18 protein-coding genes and 2 pseudogenes are annotated in these 18,255 nt (G+C 36.7%); 1 reads left to right on the top strand and 19 read right to left on the bottom strand.

Translation table 11 applies throughout. The features are described from left to right. Positions 1-5: 5 nt before the first annotated feature. The 12 genes and pseudogenes from HBN42_RS01075 to HBN42_RS01020 form a co-directional block, all read right to left on the bottom strand. Complete coding sequence (locus HBN42_RS01075; RefSeq protein ID WP_165992887.1) at positions 6-1,079, bottom strand: ABC transporter substrate-binding protein; 1,074 nt, start codon at positions 1,077-1,079, stop codon at positions 6-8. After that, positions 1,072-1,848 (bottom strand): ABC transporter permease, encoded by a 777-nt coding sequence (locus HBN42_RS01070; RefSeq protein ID WP_165992886.1) that lies wholly within the window; start codon positions 1,846-1,848, stop codon positions 1,072-1,074. The genes HBN42_RS01075 and HBN42_RS01070 overlap by 8 nt, the downstream gene beginning before the upstream one ends. Next, positions 1,845-2,639: an ABC transporter permease gene (locus HBN42_RS01065; protein WP_165992884.1), complete on the bottom strand. Its 795-nt coding sequence runs from the start codon at positions 2,637-2,639 to the stop codon at positions 1,845-1,847. Before HBN42_RS01065 ends, HBN42_RS01070 begins: the two co-directional genes overlap by 4 nt. After that, positions 2,623-3,777, bottom strand: coding sequence for an ABC transporter ATP-binding protein (locus HBN42_RS01060; protein WP_165992882.1), 1,155 nt, complete (start codon positions 3,775-3,777; stop codon positions 2,623-2,625). Before HBN42_RS01060 ends, HBN42_RS01065 begins: the two co-directional genes overlap by 17 nt. A gap of 27 nt (positions 3,778-3,804) precedes the next feature. Continuing rightward, positions 3,805-4,698, bottom strand: coding sequence for a UDP-N-acetylmuramate dehydrogenase (gene murB, locus HBN42_RS01055; protein ID WP_165992880.1), 894 nt, complete (start codon positions 4,696-4,698; stop codon positions 3,805-3,807). 115 nt (positions 4,699-4,813) lie between these two features. Then, a complete protein-coding gene (folK, locus tag HBN42_RS01050) occupies positions 4,814-5,299 on the bottom strand; it encodes a 2-amino-4-hydroxy-6-hydroxymethyldihydropteridine diphosphokinase (protein WP_165992878.1) in 486 nt (161 codons plus the stop codon). Further along, positions 5,296-5,655: a dihydroneopterin aldolase gene (gene folB / locus HBN42_RS01045; protein ID WP_165992876.1), complete on the bottom strand. Its 360-nt coding sequence runs from the start codon at positions 5,653-5,655 to the stop codon at positions 5,296-5,298. Before folB ends, folK begins: the two co-directional genes overlap by 4 nt. A 10-nt stretch (positions 5,656-5,665) precedes the next feature. Continuing rightward, positions 5,666-6,466 (bottom strand): dihydropteroate synthase, encoded by an 801-nt coding sequence (folP, locus tag HBN42_RS01040; protein ID WP_165992874.1) that lies wholly within the window; start codon positions 6,464-6,466, stop codon positions 5,666-5,668. A gap of 8 nt (positions 6,467-6,474) precedes the next feature. Beyond that, positions 6,475-7,038 (bottom strand): GTP cyclohydrolase I FolE, encoded by a 564-nt coding sequence (gene folE / locus HBN42_RS01035; RefSeq protein ID WP_235925323.1) that lies wholly within the window; start codon positions 7,036-7,038, stop codon positions 6,475-6,477. 41 nt (positions 7,039-7,079) lie between these two features. After that, positions 7,080-8,342 (bottom strand): bifunctional folylpolyglutamate synthase/dihydrofolate synthase, encoded by a 1,263-nt coding sequence (locus HBN42_RS01030; RefSeq protein WP_165992871.1) that lies wholly within the window; start codon positions 8,340-8,342, stop codon positions 7,080-7,082. A gap of 100 nt (positions 8,343-8,442) precedes the next feature. After that, on the bottom strand, positions 8,443-9,306 hold the full coding sequence (gene thrB / locus HBN42_RS01025) for a homoserine kinase (protein ID WP_165992869.1): 864 nt from the start codon (positions 9,304-9,306) through the stop codon (positions 8,443-8,445). Position 9,307: 1 nt separating this feature from the next. Then, positions 9,308-10,579: pseudogene (locus HBN42_RS01020) on the bottom strand (homoserine dehydrogenase). Between the two features lie 156 nt (positions 10,580-10,735). On the opposite strand from HBN42_RS01020, the gene HBN42_RS01015 reads away from it, so the two are divergent. Next, complete coding sequence (locus tag HBN42_RS01015; protein ID WP_235925324.1) at positions 10,736-11,683, top strand: polysaccharide deacetylase family protein; 948 nt, start codon at positions 10,736-10,738, stop codon at positions 11,681-11,683. A 13-nt stretch (positions 11,684-11,696) separates the two neighbouring features. Here HBN42_RS01015 and HBN42_RS01010 read toward each other — a convergent pair whose 3' ends face one another. The 7 genes and pseudogenes from HBN42_RS01010 to asnA all read right to left on the bottom strand — a co-directional run bounded on the left by HBN42_RS01010 (position 11,697) and on the right by asnA (position 18,185). After that, on the bottom strand, positions 11,697-12,545 hold the full coding sequence (locus HBN42_RS01010) for a glycosyltransferase family 8 protein (RefSeq protein WP_165992867.1): 849 nt from the start codon (positions 12,543-12,545) through the stop codon (positions 11,697-11,699). Positions 12,546-12,678: 133 nt separating this feature from the next. Next, complete coding sequence (locus tag HBN42_RS01005) at positions 12,679-12,855, bottom strand: FeoB-associated Cys-rich membrane protein (protein ID WP_165992865.1); 177 nt, start codon at positions 12,853-12,855, stop codon at positions 12,679-12,681. Between the two features lie 8 nt (positions 12,856-12,863). Beyond that, a complete protein-coding gene (feoB, locus tag HBN42_RS01000; RefSeq protein ID WP_165992864.1) occupies positions 12,864-15,005 on the bottom strand; it encodes a ferrous iron transport protein B in 2,142 nt (713 codons plus the stop codon). After that, positions 15,002-15,475, bottom strand: coding sequence for a ferrous iron transport protein A (locus HBN42_RS00995; protein ID WP_165992862.1), 474 nt, complete (start codon positions 15,473-15,475; stop codon positions 15,002-15,004). The genes feoB and HBN42_RS00995 overlap by 4 nt, the downstream gene beginning before the upstream one ends. Positions 15,476-15,717: 242 nt before the next feature. After that, positions 15,718-15,840, bottom strand: a pseudogene (locus HBN42_RS10270) (hypothetical protein); the annotation flags it as partial. A gap of 76 nt (positions 15,841-15,916) precedes the next feature. Then, complete coding sequence (locus tag HBN42_RS00985) at positions 15,917-16,318, bottom strand: NisI/SpaI family lantibiotic immunity lipoprotein (RefSeq protein WP_165992860.1); 402 nt, start codon at positions 16,316-16,318, stop codon at positions 15,917-15,919. Between the two features lie 874 nt (positions 16,319-17,192). After that, positions 17,193-18,185: an aspartate--ammonia ligase gene (gene asnA, locus HBN42_RS00980; RefSeq protein WP_165992859.1), complete on the bottom strand. Its 993-nt coding sequence runs from the start codon at positions 18,183-18,185 to the stop codon at positions 17,193-17,195. Positions 18,186-18,255: the final 70 nt, after the last annotated feature.

Raw genomic sequence — 18,255 nt, 5'->3', positions numbered from 1 at the left:
TTTCATTATTTCCGATACATCTTAAATTGAAGGTATAAATCGTTGTAAATTCCCAACCATTTATTACCAAGATTATCATAAACTTCCAATTTTTTGATTGTTTCTTGACTTGGATAAAATGCTTTATCATTTTTGACATCAGCAGGTAGTAATTCTTTAGCTTTGTTATTTGGCGTTGCATAGCCAATATACTCCGCATTCTGAGCTGCATTTTGGGGCTCGTTAATGAAATTTAAGAAGGCATAGGCTTCTTTTTTATGTTTCATTGTTTTTGGAAGAACCAAATTATCAAACCAAAGATTTGACCCCTCAGATGGAACAAGATAATGTAAATGCTCATTACTATCAAGCATTTCACTTGCTTCTCCAGAGAAAGTTACCCCAATACCAGCATCTCCTTGAATCATGTAACCCTTCATCTCATCAGCGACAATTGCCTTAATATTTGGGGTCAATTCTTGAAGACGATTTTCAACTTGACTCAGTTGTTTTTTATTTTTAGTATTGAGACTATAACCATACGTATTGAGACCAAATCCCATGGTCTCACGCGCACCGTCAACTAACATGATTTGATTTTTATATTCTGGACGCCATAAATCAATCCAATGCTTGGGTGGATTTTTAATCAGTTTGTCATTGTAGACAATCCCAACTGTACCCCAGAAATAAGGAATAGAATAATCATTTTTGGGATCAAAACTTTTTCCCAAAAAATCACTTCCGATATTTTTTATACCAGTTAATTTAGATTTGTCTAGTTTCACCAGTAGGTCTTCTTTGACCATCTTATCAATCATGTAATCACTTGGAACAGCTATATCATAAGTTGTGCCACCTTGCTTAATTTTGGTATACATGGCTTCATTTGAATCAAAGGTTTCGTACTGAACCTGAATACCTGTTTCTTTAGTGAATTTTTTCAGCAAAGCTGGGTTAATGTAATCTCCCCAGTTGTAGATGACTAGTTTATCGGATTGATTGGCTGTGCCTGATTGCTTTTGCAAAATGACATTCAAGCCAACTAAGATGAGGACAATACCCAGGATGCCTCCGATAAATGAATAGAGTTTACGCATGCTTGTCCTCCTTATCTTGGGAAATGTAATAATAACCCATTACCAATAAAATTGAGAAAAGGAAAACAATTGTCGAAAGTGCATTAATATCAAGGGAGATACCTCGACGCGCCCTTGAGTAAATCTCGACAGACAAGGTCGTAAAGCCGTTCCCCGTTAAGAAAAAGGTCACCGCAAAATCATCAAGTGAATAAGTAAAAGCCATAAAATAACCCGCTATTATCCCTGGAGTTAGATAAGGTAACATAACTTCCTTCATCATTTGGAATTGACTGGCACCTAGATCATAAGCTGCATTTATCATGTCCTGATTCATTTCTTTAAGTCGTGGTAAAACCATTAAAACGACAATTGGAATCGAAAAAGCTATATGACTGAACAAAACGGACATGCTTCCCAATTGAAACTTAAGTGTTGTAAAAAGAATTAAGAAGGAGGCACCAATCATAACATCTGGTGATACCAATAAGACATTATTAGTTGATAAGAGTGCGTTTTGATATTTCTTCCGGGCATGATGAATGTAAATGGCACCAAATGTACCAATGATTGTAGCTAATAGAGCACTTGAGAATGCCAAAACAAAAGTTTGCAGTAAGATTGACATGAGTCGACTATCCGCAAACATGGTTTGATAATGTTTCCAAGTAAATCCTGTGAACCCATTCATGTCACCACCTTTATTAAATGAATAACCAATTAAATAAAAGATTGGAACATATAAGAGGACAAAAGTGAATGCTAAATAAAATGATGCAAATTTTTTCATTTACTTCTCTCCTTTGTTAGATACATAATAGCCAACATGGTCAAGATTAAGATAACCCCAATAGTTGAACCCATCCCCCAGTTTTGCGTTGTTAAGAAATGTTGCTCAATTGCTGTACCGAGTGTAATAACCCGATTCCCACCAATCAGGCGGGTCAACATAAAAAGACTCAAACTAGGAATAAAGACAGATTGCACTCCTGCTCGGACGCCATTCATTGATAAAGGGAAAGTAACTTTAGAAAAAGTTTGGACTTCTGATGCACCTAAGTCACGGCTAGCATTAATCACATTATCATCTATATCATCTAAGGCATTGAAAATCGGCAAAATCATAAAGGGTATTTCAATATATGCCGCAACAAAAATAAATGAAAAATCTGTAAATAAAATTTGTTTTGGACCAATCCCAATAAAGGTCAGGAAGTCATTTAATGACCCTTGCTGACCAAAAATACCCATAAAAGCATAGGCTTTTAAGAGTAAATTAACCCAGGTTGGCAGAATAATTAGCATTAACCACAACTGTTTATGTTTCAACTTAGTTAAACAATAAGCAGCTGGATAAGCAATTAACAAAGTCAATAATGTGATAATTCCAGCATAAAGAATTGAATTAAAACTCATTCTGAGATAAGTCCAAGATGAAAAGAAAGTCTGATAATTGACAAAAGTCACATGACCTTCAATATCAAAGAAAGATCTGTAGATAAGAAGAGCAACGGGTGCAAGAACAAAAAGCACTACCCATAAAAAATATGGTATTGAATAGAGCTTAGAGGTTTTCTTCATTTCTCTCCTCCTCAATGGCATTAATCAAACCATCTTCTTGTTCCTCAGATTCAACGTACTCATCAATTCGGGCATCAAACTCTTCTTCTGTTTCATTAAGCCTCATAACATGAATATCCTCTGGTGTAAAGTCTAGTCCGATAATTTCGCCTTCAATGGCTTTACGAGTAGAATGAATCATCCACTCATTACCTAATTCATCATAAGCAATGATTTCATAGTGAACCCCACGAAAGAGCTGTGTATCAACTTTTACTTGCAATTTACCTTCTTCAGGTAGGGTAATTTGTAAGTCTTCTGGACGAATAACAATCTCAACAGGTTCGTTAGGACGCATCCCACCATCTACTGACTCAAAGGTTTTGCCATTAAAAGAAACCAGATAATCTTCGATCATGGTGCCATTGATAATATTTGACTCACCAATAAAATTAGCTACAAAATGATTAATAGGTTCATCATAGATATCTACTGGTGTACCTGATTGAACAATTTCACCTTCATTCATCACAAAAATCCAGTCGCTCATAGCCAGAGCTTCTTCTTGATCATGAGTAACAAAAACAAAGGTAATGCCTAGTCTTTGTTGCAATTCTCGCAACTCGTACTGCATTTCTGTTCTTAATTTTAAATCTAAGGCAGATAAGGGTTCATCCAGCAAAACAACTCGTGGCTGATTAATAATAGCTCTTGCTATGGCCACACGTTGGCGTTGTCCCCCTGAAAGCTTGTGGATAGGCCGTTTGTCATAGCCTTCAAGCTGTACCATCTTTAGGGTTTCTTTAACCTTTTCTTCAATTTCCTTTTTAGGCACTTTTTTGATCTTTAAGGAAAAAGCAACATTATCAAAAACGGACATATGTGGAAAAAGAGCATAATTTTGGAAAACAGTATGAACATCCCGCTTACTGATTGGAACATCATTGATCCGCTTTCCATCTAAATAAATATCGCCACTACTAACATCTAATAGTCCAGCAATGAGATTTAAAATGGTTGATTTACCAGATCCTGATGCTCCTAGCAAGGTATAAAATTTACCTTCTTCAAGTTCGAAATTAATATTGTTTAAAACTTTAGTACCACTATCTTCAAAAACTTTTGAAACATTGTTAAAGCTAATAATTGGATTAGTCAATTGTCATAAAACCTCCATGACACTTTCTTACGATGATGAGGGATGCTCCCCAATGATACGTACTTCAGGTTCTAAGGTGATTCCTGAATTTTCTTTAACACTACTGATAACATGTGCAATCAAGTCTTCATAATCTTTAGAAGTTCCATTGTCAACATTGATCATAAAGCCTGCATGCTTGTCAGATACTTCCACACCACCAATACGATGGCCTTTGAGACCTGCTTCCATGATCAGTTGCCCTGCAAAATAGCCAAGGGGACGTTTGAAAACAGAGCCACAAGAAGGATACTCCAAGGGTTGCTTGAGCTGGCGCAAATGGTTGAGACGATCCATTTCAGCTTTAATTTGATCATAATTTCCAGGCTTCAGACCGAATTTCGCTGAGATAACAATATCACCACTTTCTTGAATAGCAGAGTGTCGATAACCAAAGGCCATATCTTCGGCACTGATTGTCTTTATTTCGCCTTCTGGCGTCAGAACCTTGGCCGAGAGAAAAATATGGGAAATTTCTCCACCATAGGCTCCTGCATTCATGAATATGGCACCGCCAACACTTCCTGGTATACCACAGGCAAACTCAAAACCTGAAAGGCTATGAAACTTAGCAACCTTTGTTGTTTCTATTAGATTAGCACCGGCTTCTGCTTCGATGCTATAGCCATTAACCTTAACAGTATTTAATTTGTCGAACATAATGACAAAGCCACGAATGCCACTATCTCTGACAATAAGGTTACTGGCATTGCCTAAGACCAACCAAGGGATATTTTTTTGCCTGACATATTTGACAATGCGGGATAATTCATAACGATTACGGGGAAAGGCTAAATAATCTGCAGGTCCACCTACCTTCGTATAGGTGTATTTCTTTAAAGGTTCATTAATACGAATATCAATTCCTTCTAGTTCCTTCATTCTTTTTCTTCTTTCTTTACTAATAACTTTTGATCAAAAAAAATCGGCAAAGAGCCGAGTTTATTATATCAAATTTTATGAAAAATAACGATCATTTTTTAATAAAAGAATTTCTTTAATCTCTGAACTTTTTGACCGTGGTTTGGTCTAATTCCGCCAGATATTCTTTTGCAGTTTTACTTTCCCCAACTATCCTTATATCAGGTGCAATTTCAAGTAGTGGAACCAAGACAAAGGCTCTTTGTGTCATATAGGGATGTGGCACCTTTAAAGTATCCGTGCAAAACTGTTGGTTACCATAGAGGAGGATGTCAATATCAATGGTTCTAGGACCCCATTTTTCATGTCTGACTCTGCCCAATGCCTCTTCAATGGCTTGGCAAGACAACAACAGATCCTGAGCAGATAGCTCTGTATCCAAGCCTATAACCATATTTAAAAATTGGTCCTGATCTTCTTTTCCCCAAGCAGCCGTTTCATAAATGGATGAAAGGGATTGAACTTTTGTTCTCTCTAAGTCCTGCAATGCCCTAATGGCTCCTTGTAAATAAGCCTCACGGTCACCCTGGTTACTTCCTAAACTAATATAAACTTTTGTCATCTAACTCTCTCCAATTCAACAGATACAGAATGGTAGTGCCCATTAATAGGTGGGTTCTCTTTACTAATCTTTATGGTAATAGCATTTATCAAAGGAAAACCATTGAATAACTTATGACAAATAGTTTCTGCCAAATGTTCAATCAAGGCATGTTTTGTTCCTTCAACTTCTTCTTTTACAGCTTCAAAAACAAGGCCATAATGAACGGTGTCTTCTACCTTATCCGTTTGTCCAGCCTTGGACAGGTCAACTGATAAGATTAAATCAACAACAAAAATTTGTCCTAAGACCTGCTCTTCTTTAAGAGCACCGTGATAAGCATAGAAACGGCAATCATTTAAATAAATTTTATCCATTTAGTCATCCTCACATTAACTGGCTGATAATTGAGACAATCTCTCGATTGGCCTTGACATTATGTACTCTGACAATCTGACAACCTTTACTAATAGCATAAGCTGAAAGCGCAGCTGTTGCCTCATCTCTGTCGGTTACCTTTGTATTGCCACCCATCATAAAATCAATAGTCCGCTTTCTGGAAATTCCAAAAAGAACTGGGTATCCTAATTGGCAGACCTGGTCTAGTCCCTTTAACAAGCTTATGTTATCTTGGCTATTCTTGGAAAAACCAAAGCCAGGATCAATCCAAATGTTCTCTCTATTTAAACCTTTGTCAAGGGCCAGCTGCGCGCGTTCACTTAGGAAATCACAAACCTCTTTGGTGATATTTTCATAGCCTTCTTCTTTTTGATTATGCATTAAAATGAGTGGAACCTGATATTCGACTGCTAAATCAATCATTTTACCATCATAGAGTCCAGCCCATACATCATTTAAAATATCAGCTCCTGCTTCTAAGGCAGCTCTAGCAGTCTCTGTTTTATAGGTATCAACGCTTATTAGAACATCATATTTGGCTTTAATAGCTTTAATTACGGGAACAATACGTGCTATCTCTTCGTCGACAGAAACAAAGCTACAGCCTGGTCTGGTTGATTCTCCACCGATATCAATGATTTTAGCACCGTCATTAATCATCTCTTTTGTCTGCTCCAAAGCCTTTTCTATTGTGGTATAGGAGCCACCATCAGAAAAAGAATCTGGAGTAACATTTAAGATTCCCATAATTAGTGCATTGCCTTCAATTGTATGTTTACCTACTTTCATTTCGTCACCTACTTTTCTTGAATTAAAGCTAAAATTTCTTGACGTGCTCTAAAATCATCCTTATAAAGGCCACGAGCAGTTGTTGTAACTGTTTTACTTCCCGGTTTTTTAATGCCTCGCATGGTCATACACATATGCTCTGCTTCTACCATTACAAAAATACCCGCTGGCTTCATAGCCTCATCTAAGGCGTCCGCAACTTGTGCTGTTAAGCGTTCTTGTAATTGCGGTCTTTTACTGGCTATTTCGACAGCTCTTGCCAATTTACTAAGACCTGTCACACGTCCATCTCGGGGTAAATAAGCAATATGAGCTTTGCCATAAAAGGGAACCAGATGGTGTTCACACATGGAATAAAAGTTAATGTCCTTCACAATAACGGGGTCTTCATGGTTTTCTGTAAAAACAGCTGTAAACTGATCTTTAGGACTGCTTTCAAGTCCTGCAAACATTTCCTGATACATCTTAGCCACACGTTTTGGGGTATCAAGTAGGCCTTCACGTTCTGGGTCTTCCCCAACAGCTTCAAGGAGCTGATAGATAGCATCTTCTGCTTTTTTTAGATTAATCAAAAAATATTTCCTCATTTTCTTTCTACATTTTAAAATGATTTTTAATTAGTGTTTTCTTTTGCCTTCCAGTACTGTCTCACCTCTGCAATAAAATAGAGGGAACCTGTGATCACAAAAAAATCACTGGCTTTGGCCCCTTCTAATTTTTGTAGCCAATCTGTGAATTGATTGACTTTTTTTAAGTGATCTGGATACTTGACCAAGGGGTAAGCATTAGGATAATGAAAACTGGTCACCTCTAATTCTCCTAGTTCACTTAAGCATTCAAGCATTTGATCAATAGGCTTGGTATCAATAGCAGCAAATAGAAAATGAATAGTTTTATCAGCATAGTGCTCTTGTAAAACTTGAATTAAAGCCTTGACGCTTTCAAGATTATGAGCACCATCAATCATGAGATTCTCTGCTAAAAGTTCTGTTCTACCCAGCCAATAGTTTTGAGATAAGGCTTCTTTGATGCTCTTTTCATTTATATTTGGAAAATCATTTTTAATCAGTAGACTTGTCATAATAGCCAGAGCTGCATTAGAAACTTGGTGTTGACCTGGCATAGCTATGTGGATATTTCCAAGGCAAGCTTCTTTCGATTCAAATGTAAGACCTTGAGTATCTTCTGATAGTGTAAAATCTTTTTGGTATTCAAATACTTCTGCCGAAGAAGCTTGTGCTTTTTGATAAAAAACCTGCTTAGCAGCCTCATCTTCAATAGCCAGGATGACCTTTTCTCCACCCTTTATAACGCCAGCCTTTTGTTGGGCAATTTCTCGGTAGCTTTGGCCAAGAATATTCTGGTGGTCTAGGCCAATAGATGGACAGACAACTGCAAGGGCGTGAAAAACATTTGTGGAATCATAGAGACCACCAAGTCCAGCTTCAATAACAGCAATATCAATGGTTTTAACTTCTCCAAAATAAAGAAACATGAGTAGAGTGATAATTTCAAATTCTGTGACCTGTCCATAATCCGTTTCTTTATCAATTTTTTCTATCCAAGGTTTAATTCTCTGAGCACAAGCTAGCAGATCTTCTTTTGAAATCATTTGGCCATCAATACAGATCCGTTCCCTAAAATCCATAATGTAGGGAGAGGTAAAGGTACCCACCCGATAACCTGAGGAGCTTAAAATGCGCTGTAAATTATTAACTGTAGAACCTTTTCCATTGGTTCCTACAAGGTGGATTCCTGTGATCTTTTTTTGTGGATTCCCTAGTTTTTCAAGGACCCACAATATTCTTTCTAAACCAGGCTTAATACCAAATTTAGACTGCCTGTGAATCCATTCGATTACTTCTTCGTAAGTCATTTTTCACCTCAATATAACAATAAGTATAGTATAGCATAGATCAAAAAAAGTAGAAGCGTTTTCATGAACTTTCTACTTTATTAAGCTATGTTTCTATCCCTTAAGCAAGCACCTGCATGCCCTGATTGTCAATCTCAAAGACCCTAAGGCTTCCTTGCATCTGCAAGTTTTCCAAATTTTCATGGAGCAGATCAAGTCCTTCTTTGGGACAAATCATCATGACTGTAGGACCTGCACCAGAAAGATAGGTAGCATAGGCTCCTGATATTTTAGCCATTTGTTTAATTTGTTGAAATTCCTTAACTAAGCGCTGACGGTAAACTTCATGAAACTGGTCATTTTCAATGGCACGGCCTGCCTTTTTCAAATCCCCTGTCAGTAATGCAGCAATGGCCAAGTTTGCTATAGATGAGGCTGAAACAGCTTGTTTATAAGAGAGGTGCTTTGGTAAAGCCTCCCTAGAATGACTGGTTTTCAATTGATAATCGGGAATAAAAGCTAAAAGTCCAGCATCTGGAAAATCTGCTTTAACATAATCTAACTGGTTATCAAGTTGAGAGGCAATGACTAAGCCACCAAAAATAGCCGGAGCTACATTGTCAGGATGCCCTTCAATTTGGGTCGCAATAGTAAATTTTCTCTCAGCATCCAAGTCCAATTTAGCCAGTTGATTAGCTAGTTCAATCCCTGCTACAATAACTGATGAAGATAATCCTAAGCCCCTGGCTAGAGGAATATCTGAAGTCATTTTTATATGATGTGCTTGAATATTAGGAGCGATCTTTAAAGCAATTTGTATCAACAAGTTAGTCTGGTCATGAGGAAGACCTTCTAAATCATGCTCAATAAACCACTCCTTTGACTCTTTTAAAACTGAAATTTCTAAGTAAGAGTTAAGTGCAATCCCTACAGAATCAAAACCTGGTCCCAGGTTTGCTGAGGTAGCCGGAACTTTTATTTTCATCTTATTCTCCTAGAATCTTAAAGCTAGCTAACAAGTTTAAATCATCTTCTAAGCTAAGCTGTTCTTTAAGTGCATCTAATTGCTTGAGATTCATTTGCTGGCTTATGATTACAAGACGCGCTCTTTGCTTATTAGCACTTTGCTAGAAAATCTTCTCACACGAAATCCTGTGATCCTTAAAAATATCTTTTAAAACTTCTACTTGCCCTTCCTTCTCAGGACAATCAATAGCAAAATAGTAAGAATTCAAAACATCTTCCTTATCAGCAAGCTTACAGTCTCTCTTAAATGTCATAAAGGCTCTAAGAGGACTTTTATCTTTAATTTGCTGAGCAATATGAATAATATCAGTCATCACAGAGCTGGCTGTTGGTTTTGACCGGCACCAGGTCCATAGAACATTGACTGACCTAAGCCAATAGATTCAACAAAGAAAGCGTTCATAGTATTGTTTACTCTTGAGAAGGGGTAATCTTTAGGAATAAGGGTCGGTGAATCCTCGGCAAAAATGCCAGACTTCCTTTTCTCCAGTATGACTAATAGTTTGATCATATAGCTCAGTTCCTGGGCGGCCTTAACATCGTCACTACTAATAGCAGTAATCCCCTGATGTGTAACATCTTTAAATACCAAAAGCAAATTGACTGAGAATAGCAGTTTTATAGGCTGCATCAATTCCTAGGACATCATTTGAAGAATCACTTTCGGCATAACCTAATTCTTGGGCTTTACTCAGAGTCTTCTCATATGACCAAGATTTTTCAACCATTTTGGTCAACATGAAGTTAGAGGTTCCATTTAAAATCCCTAAGACTTTAGTAATTTATCTGAGCTAAAGGAATGTGCTAAGGTTCGCAATATTGGAATGCCACCAGCAACAGCTGCTTCATAATAGAAAAGAAGGTTCTTGTCACTTGCTTTTTTTGAATCTCAGTTCCATGTAAAGCGACCAAGTCCTTGCTAACTGTAACAATATGCTTGCCATTATCCAAAGCTTTAAGAAGATAGTCTTTGGCTGGTTGAATGCGCCCCATTAACTCAACGACCATATCAATTTCTGGGTCTTTAACAATGTCGTCAATTTCAGTTACAAATGGTAGATGTAGCCTTCCTGATTGAGTTTGTCCACCTCTTTTTGGCTTCTGACCAACACTTTTGAAATGACTAAGTTGCTACCAGCTGACTCAACAATTTTCTTACCATTTTCTTTTAATAAAAAGGGAATACCAATTGCTACAGTTCCAAAACCTAGCAAGGCTATATTAACTGTCATTACTTCAACTCCTCACCTTTTTAACTTCTGTTGTGATTTGAGTAAAACACTTTCCTCGAATATTATAACAAAATTTAAGAGCTTTTTACAGGAAGGGCAAAAAAGCAAAGAAAATTTTAAAAAGAGATTAAATATGTCAGACCAAAAAGTGATATAATGGTAGAAAAACAATCGGAGTTTATGATGAAAAAAAGAAAGAAACTAACACTTATCAATTCTATCCTTATTTTTCTATGCATTGTTTGTTGCTTGTCCATTCTTTTTCTATACATGAACCAGTCTCAAAAAACAGGCTTTGCAATTTTTGATAAAATTAACAAAACAGTTACTCAAAAAAATCAGAAAAAGCAAAAGGTTGTGTTAAAAGAATCAAAGCCCCAGAGCAAAACAGGTAAAGAAGTGCAATGGATCAAAAAAGACCAGCCTGTTAAATTACCAATACTGATGTACCATGCTGTACACAAGATGGCTCCAGAAGAAGCCGCTAACGCTAATTTAATTGTTGACCCTACCCTCTTTGAACAACAAATCAAAGCTTTAAAAGAGGCTGGCTATTATTTTCTTAGCCCAGAAGAAGCCTACCGCCTTCTAAGTTCAAATGAGGTGCCCGCTGAGAAAAGTGTCTGGCTAACATTTGATGATAGCATGATTGATTTTTACAAAATTGCTTTTCCAATCTTAAAAAAATACCAGGCTAAGGCTACTAATAACGTCATAACCGGTTTAACAGAAAATCATAGCACTGCTAATCTTTCTGTTGATCAAATGAAAGAAATGAAAAAGTTCGGCATGTCTTTCCAAGACCATACAGTCAACCATCCTGATTTATCTCAAAGTGATCCGGAAGCTCAGTTGAGGGAAATGAAAGATTCTATGCTTTATTTAAACCAGGAATTGAATCAAGAAACCATTGCTATCGCTTATCCGTCAGGACGTTACAGTGATACAACCTTGTCTATTGCCAAAGACTTGCATTATAAATTGGGTCTGACAACAAATGAAGGACTTGCTAGCGCCGCTGACGGTTTATTATCTCTTAACAGGGTAAGGATTTTACCTAGCACTTCTGCTGAAACCTTACTTTCCCAAATTGCTACAAATTAAAAACATCTGAGTTTTATTCAGATGTTTTTTTTATGACTTTTACTAGTCTCCTACTTAAAGCTTGGTAATGTTTATATAAGATACCAAAGTGTTGCCTATGGTACTTTAGCCAAGGTTTATCACGACCACAGAAATGAAGAAAAACAGTATTTTCAACCAACCAGTCATCATTCCAGAGGCCTGAGCTTTTTAAATAGTAGAGTTTACTCATTCTAGTATCGTAGTTGTATATGTGATCTGGAATTAATTTAATCTTATGACCATAGAGGGCATTTAAGATATCTTGATCTGGGAGAAATAAGAGGTGGCCCTTGTTTTTAATAAATTCTAAAATAGGTTCAACTTTTACTTCTTTTCGAATGAGCTCCAAATTCATTAAGAGCACGCCAGAATTGACATAATTAGAGGTTTCAAAATTTCCTAAACGAAATTTATTAATGAGTTCAGTAACATTTTTCCCACTGGTATGACTTGCAGCAGCATATAAATAGTGGGTCATATCCATCTGATAAAGATCAATGATCGGGTTCAAACATAAGACGTCAGCATCTAGGTATAAGATTCTATCCATATTTTCAGGCAAATAGTGATGAGCTAATAAACGGTAATAGATGGTCTCTGGATAACGGCTAGTGGTTGGAACCTTTTCAAATGTTTTCTCACCAATTATAAGCGGAAGATAGTCAACGCCAAGTTGCCTACAATAGATATCTATTAGCTGGTTCTCCTCTAACTCTTGCTTTTGCAAAACATAGACTTTAAAGGACAGGTTCCTATTTTGCTTGACAACTGAGTAGAGGGTCACTAAAAATTGATTAAGATAAGCATCGTCGATAGAAAATAATAAATTGACCTGATCCATAATGTCCTCCTTGTCGGCCGCAATATCTACCTATGTCATAGCCAATTGATAAAGCTAAAAAATCATGGAAAAATGCCCCACTTATCAGTTCTTAGTTTTATCTAAGGATTGATTGGAGCAATTTAAAATTCCCCTAAAATTTTTTAAAGCTTTTTGAAGCCTTTTGCCCTAAAGAATGAGACCCTTTCATCTCTTCTTTAACAGGACATTGACAATCACAGTCACCACATGAGCCTTTCTTACTTATAAATGAACGAAGGCCTAAAATAACAGCAAGACCAATGAGACTTGCAATAATGAGTGTTGCCATTTCTTCTCCTATTCTTTAACCTTAGCTAAATTATCTAAGGTAATGATCTCTTCTTCATTTAACTGACTTGGTTTTTTAAATATAAAATAAATCATCATTGCTAAGATAAAAAACGCTATAAGAGTCCATAGATTGATAGCCAAGCCATAAAAGAAAATGAGACCAAACTGGTAAATCATTAGACTAATCAGATAAGCAAGACCTGTTTGAAAAAGGATTGCTCCGATCGTCCATTTCAGATCATTCATTTCACGCCTGATAGCTCCAATGGCCGCAAAGCATGGGGCACAAAGTAAATTAAAGGTTAAAAAGGAGTAGGCAGCTAATGGACTATAGTCTAAGCGCAAACTTTGCCACAGGTTCAAAGTGGAATCATTCTTATAGAGCACACCAAAGGTCGCAACTACTGTTTCTTTAGCAGCAAGTCCTGTCACTGTTGCCACTGTCGCCTTCCAATTCCCAAAGCCTAAGGGTTTAAAAATCCAAGCACTTGTTTTGCCCAGTCCCGCTAGAATAGAATCTTTAGGATCTACAGCCTGAAAGGCTAGATTAAAGGTTGATAGAAACCAGATAATGACCGTTAAACTAAATATGATTGTTCCTGCTCGTTTGAAAAAACTGATAGCCTTAGCAAGGGCGTAGCGCAATACAGTCATAAGATTAGGCCAATGATAGGCTGGTAATTCCATGATAAAAGGAGAGACATATCCACCTAAAAATCGTGTCTTTTTAAGTGCAATACCTGATAAAATAATAGCTAGGAAACCTGTAAAATAGGTAGAAGGGGCGACGTAGGCATTGTCTGGGAAAAATGCCCCTGCAATTAAGGCAATAATACCAAGTTTAGCTGAACAAGGCATAAAAGTTGATGTCATGATAGTTATCCGCCGATCACGTTCATTTTCAATTGTTCGGCTAGACATGATTGCCGGAACCCCACAACCAGTTGCTATAAGCATAGGTATGAAAGATTTACCAGACAAGCCAAAACGCCTAAAAATCCGATCCATGACAAAGGCAATTCGACTCATATAACCAAGGTCTTCTAAAAAACCTAGGCAAAGAAAAAGGACAAAGATTTGAGGTAGAAAGCCTAAAACAGTCCCCACTCCTGCTACAATACCATCAATAATCAAAGCCTTTAGCCAACTACTAACATGAAGATAATTCAAACCATTCCCGACCCAGTTGGGAACTACTTCTCCAAACAATTTATCATTGACCCAATCTGACCCCATAGCTCCCACTGTTTGAATAGATAAATAATAAACTAAAAACATGACTAGGGCAAAAATGGGAAGCGCCAAGATACGATTAGTAATGACCTTATCTAATTTATCAGAAAAACTTAAATGAAATTGATTGCGCTCAACCTGTGCCATTTTGACGACATTTTCGATGAAATAATAACGTTCATTGACAACGATAGTTTCGGCATCATCTGTAAAGATCTCTTCAGTAATTCTGATAATGTCCTCAATATCCTTCCTTTGAAATTCAGATAAGGAAAGCTCTTCTTCAACCAATTGATCACGCTCAAAAAGCTTGATAGCATAAAAGCGAAGAGCTCTCTTTGGAACCGAATTCCCCAGAACCTCCGTAATTTGAGAGATGGCCGTTTCAAACTTAGGATCATAAAGAGGGTATTGAACTTGTTCAACTGTAGCCTTGGTTCGTTGGGAAGTTTTTTTGAGAACCCTATCTACACCTGTATTTTTAAGGGCACTAGTAGCAAACACTGGTACTCCCAACTGGTAAGATAATTTGTCACAAGAGATAGTCTTTCCTTGTTTTTTCAAAATATCACTCATATTGAGCGCCACTGTTACTGGTATACCCGTCTCAATCAATTGGGTTGTGAGATAGAGATTACGTTCTAGATTTGTTGCATCCAGGACATTTAAAATACTATCGGCATAGTTACTCAAAAGGTAATCACGGGCAACCTTTTCTTCAGGACTGTAGGGCGACATAGAATAAATTCCTGGTAGGTCTTGCAAGCGCCAGTCTTTATTCTTCTTGACTAGGCCTGACTTTCGCTCTACTGTGACACCAGGCCAATTACCAACACGTTGATTTGTTCCTGTTAAGAGATTAAAGAGACTGGTCTTTCCGCTGTTAGGATTTCCAATTAAAGCAATTTCTGTCATCCTTGATCCTTTCCAACTTTAACAACACTAATCAATTGAGCCTCTGATTTTCTCAGTGTTAATTCATAACCACGAAGGCTGATTTCTATAGGATCACCTAGAGGAGCAACCTTACGTAAGAGTATTTTTGTATGACGTGTTAAGCCCATATCCATAAGGCGACGTTTGGCTTCATTTACAGCAAAAATCGCTTCGATATAAGCGAAATCCCCTGCTTTAAGTGATGACAGAGGAACTGACTTTAAAGGGGTCACCTCTTCAGTAATCGCAATATGCTTCAAAATAGAATCATCAAGAGCTAAGCGGCTAGCCTTTAGCATGATTATGGCACTGTTTTTTGTCTTGGAAATAATCTTAAACTTTGAACCAACTTTTAACCCTAAATGGGACAAATGTCGAAGGCTGTCATTAGGCAGGTCAATGCTGACAATAGTATAGGAAAAATCAATTTTTACACTTTTTAAATTCAATTTTTTACTCCAAACATTATTATAATAACGTTTCAGTTTAGACTTATATTAGTATAACACAAACTCATTTATATAATATTAAAGCTTCGTTATAAATTTTGACAATATTACAATACTAACTAAGACAATTAAATCCCTTCGTAGGGAGTAACAAATAACAAAAACACCCCGTTCCTCAGCTCAGAGTGTTTTTATCATTCACTTGTTTAGCTGGCTTCTTCCAGAGATAAACTTTTAAACTTTCAATTTTCTTTACTATAAGCTATGCGGAAAATCTCATTTATCTGAACTGCAATAACTTTATCAAGAGGATGGTTCTTTAGTGAATAGACCTCCCCATAGTCCCAAGCTTCTCGTTTTTCTTTCGAAGTTTTTCCAGATCAGTCTATTTTATTAAGCTCTTATTTAGACAATGGTCTGCCTGTATTAACATCAAAAGTTTTAAAGTCTGCTATGACACCTAAAAAAACCATTTAGTTCCTCTTTTGAAACTTTATGAGAGGATATCTGATATAACTTATGATCAAAATTGATTACTCTGCTATCACTTTTATTAACAGATAAAGTATCACCCTTGGTTGCATTTCCAAAATTAGTTAGATCCAATAATTTTTTATGAGAAGCTATTTTGTTACTTAAAATAATTTTGAAATAGGAATCATTTATGGCTATTGCTAAGCTATTATCATCAAGTTTATAAATACCACTAAATGCAAGCGAAACAGTATTATGATCGCTTCCTTCTACTACTATATCCTTACTTTTATCTACAATTAAGACTTTAAAAACCTTCTTTTTTAGAGACCTAATCCGACTTTCTGGAAAGGCAACAGTTTTCTGCACCTGAAATTAGAGTCTCCTTTATAGCAAGTAAAATTTTCAAATAGAATATCTTCATACTCTTTATTGAATCTATACTAAAATTACAAAACACAGTATCAAAAAGACAATCATATTACTACCTATCAGAGAGAACTCTCTGAAATACTCAACATTGAAATAAACATTAGTCTACTACTTTCGAAAAATTAAGCTAAGTCATGCAAATCAAACGAATCAATGCCAAGAAATCTTAGTATGTGAAATACTTGGTTGAGATAGCTCAAAAGTCTTACTTTGATGCTACATTATCCCAAACTCACTAAAGTTTCACGAGACTTTCTCAGGTTCATAGCATTAATACCTTTGTTCAAGCTATCAAACATGGAAATCTTCATATTGTACTTCTTAGTACTAAAACGCTCTAAATACGTTTATTAAGATTTACTTTCTGAGGACGATCAAATGATATCAATGACAGCTCGAACTTTACTCACTAGGAGATTGATGGAGGTTTTAGGTTGAAAATAAATCAAGAAATCACAATAATAACTCAGTAAAGTAATAAGCCCACGCTTTGCCTTGATCATCAGGTTACCCGAAATCAAGAACTGTGAATCATGCAATTATCTATTTGATGATGACTCTTCCTATCAAATCCATTTCATATGACAATGGTCAAGCTAACGACTTTTGCGAGAGTTTGTGTTTAAAGAAGTGTCACTCAAGACAATCAGTTCAAATGATTTGATAATTTGTATCACTAACATTAATTAATGCTAAAAATCTTTCCAACTATCACCCGTCTAAAAAACTGTCCGAGCTAGCTCGAACAGTTTAAGAAATATTGACATTAGAAGATAAGCAATTTATTGCACCTGATTTAACAGTTGGGATTTTATAAAATGTTCTCAAAACTATCACTAACCGCTTGAGGCCATACACTTGATTGGACTTCACCAATGTGTTTTTTGCGAAGTAAAAACATAGTCAACCGTGACTGTCCAATACCTCCTCCAATGGTCAATGGGAAGAGGCCATTCAATAGAGCATGATGCCAGTCATAGTTTAAACGCTCCTCATCACCAGTAATTGCTACCTGACGCTTGAGAGCTTCATCGTCAACACGAATTCCCATAGATGAAATCTCAAAGGCTGAACCAAGTTCTTCGTTCCAAACCAAGATATCTCCATTGAGTCCCTTGTAGCCTGCTTCCGTTGGACTTGTCCAGTCGTCATAGTCCGGTGCACGACCATCATGGGGCTTGCCATCTGATAATTCGCCACCTATACCGATAAGAAATACTGCTCCGTATTCCTTGGTCACTACATTTTCACGTTCTTTTGGTGTTAAATCTGGAAATTTTTTGACTAAGTCTTCTGTGTGGATAAAGGTAATTTTTTTAGGTAATACTGACTCAATATCGTAACGAGCTTCTACAGCCAATTCCGTCAAACGAATAGCTTTATAAATCTGCTCAACCGTCTCTTTCAAATATGCAATATTGCGACGACCATCTGGAATAACTTTCTCCCAGTCCCATTGATCCACATAAACAGAATGAATAGAATCTAGAGAATCTTCATCTGGGCGAAGAGCTTTCATATGAACAAAAAGCCCTTCACCCTCGTTGAAGCCGAAACGAGCTAATGTATGACGCTTCCACTTAGCAAGAGAGTGGACAACTTCATAGGTATTGTCTGGAATCAACTTGACATTAACAGATACTGCATGCTCAACACCAGATAAATTATCTTGCATACCATCTCCGACGCGACTCAAAATCGGTCCTTGCACTTCTACAATGCCCAATTTATCTTTCAAATACTGAGTAAATGTATTTTTAACAAAAGAAATCTCCTCTTGTTGATGAATGAAACTTTTCTTCAAATTAACTCTCCTTATAAATCATTAATAGTCTTATTATACAGTTTTCTTATTTGATGTAAACTATTTTATT

This window comes from Streptococcus catagoni (genome assembly GCF_011421425.1).
In the GTDB taxonomy this organism is placed as follows: Bacteria; Bacillota; Bacilli; order Lactobacillales; family Streptococcaceae; genus Streptococcus; species Streptococcus catagoni.
Note: the sequence above shows the minus strand (reverse complement) of the source record. Positions and strands in the feature narration are given on the sequence as shown.

Excerpts from the sequence above, each read along its gene's own strand:
- HBN42_RS01075 (WP_165992887.1), bottom strand. The coding sequence starts at position 1,079 with ATGCGTAAACTCTATTCATTTATCGGAGGCATCCTGGGTATTGTCCTC.
- HBN42_RS01070 (WP_165992886.1), bottom strand. The coding sequence starts at position 1,848 with ATGAAAAAATTTGCATCATTTTATTTAGCATTCACTTTTGTCCTCTTA.
- HBN42_RS01065 (WP_165992884.1), bottom strand. The coding sequence starts at position 2,639 with ATGAAGAAAACCTCTAAGCTCTATTCAATACCATATTTTTTATGGGTA.
- murB (WP_165992880.1), bottom strand. The coding sequence starts at position 4,698 with ATGAAGGAACTAGAAGGAATTGATATTCGTATTAATGAACCTTTAAAG.
- folK (WP_165992878.1), bottom strand. The coding sequence starts at position 5,299 with ATGACAAAAGTTTATATTAGTTTAGGAAGTAACCAGGGTGACCGTGAG.
- folB (WP_165992876.1), bottom strand. The coding sequence starts at position 5,655 with ATGGATAAAATTTATTTAAATGATTGCCGTTTCTATGCTTATCACGGT.
- folP (WP_165992874.1), bottom strand. The coding sequence starts at position 6,466 with ATGAAAGTAGGTAAACATACAATTGAAGGCAATGCACTAATTATGGGA.
- HBN42_RS01030 (WP_165992871.1), bottom strand. The coding sequence starts at position 8,342 with ATGACTTACGAAGAAGTAATCGAATGGATTCACAGGCAGTCTAAATTT.
- thrB (WP_165992869.1), bottom strand. The coding sequence starts at position 9,306 with ATGAAAATAAAAGTTCCGGCTACCTCAGCAAACCTGGGACCAGGTTTT.
- HBN42_RS01015 (WP_235925324.1), top strand. The coding sequence starts at position 10,736 with ATGGTAGAAAAACAATCGGAGTTTATGATGAAAAAAAGAAAGAAACTA.
- HBN42_RS01010 (WP_165992867.1), bottom strand. The coding sequence starts at position 12,545 with ATGGATCAGGTCAATTTATTATTTTCTATCGACGATGCTTATCTTAAT.
- HBN42_RS01005 (WP_165992865.1), bottom strand. The coding sequence starts at position 12,855 with ATGGCAACACTCATTATTGCAAGTCTCATTGGTCTTGCTGTTATTTTA.
- feoB (WP_165992864.1), bottom strand. The coding sequence starts at position 15,005 with ATGACAGAAATTGCTTTAATTGGAAATCCTAACAGCGGAAAGACCAGT.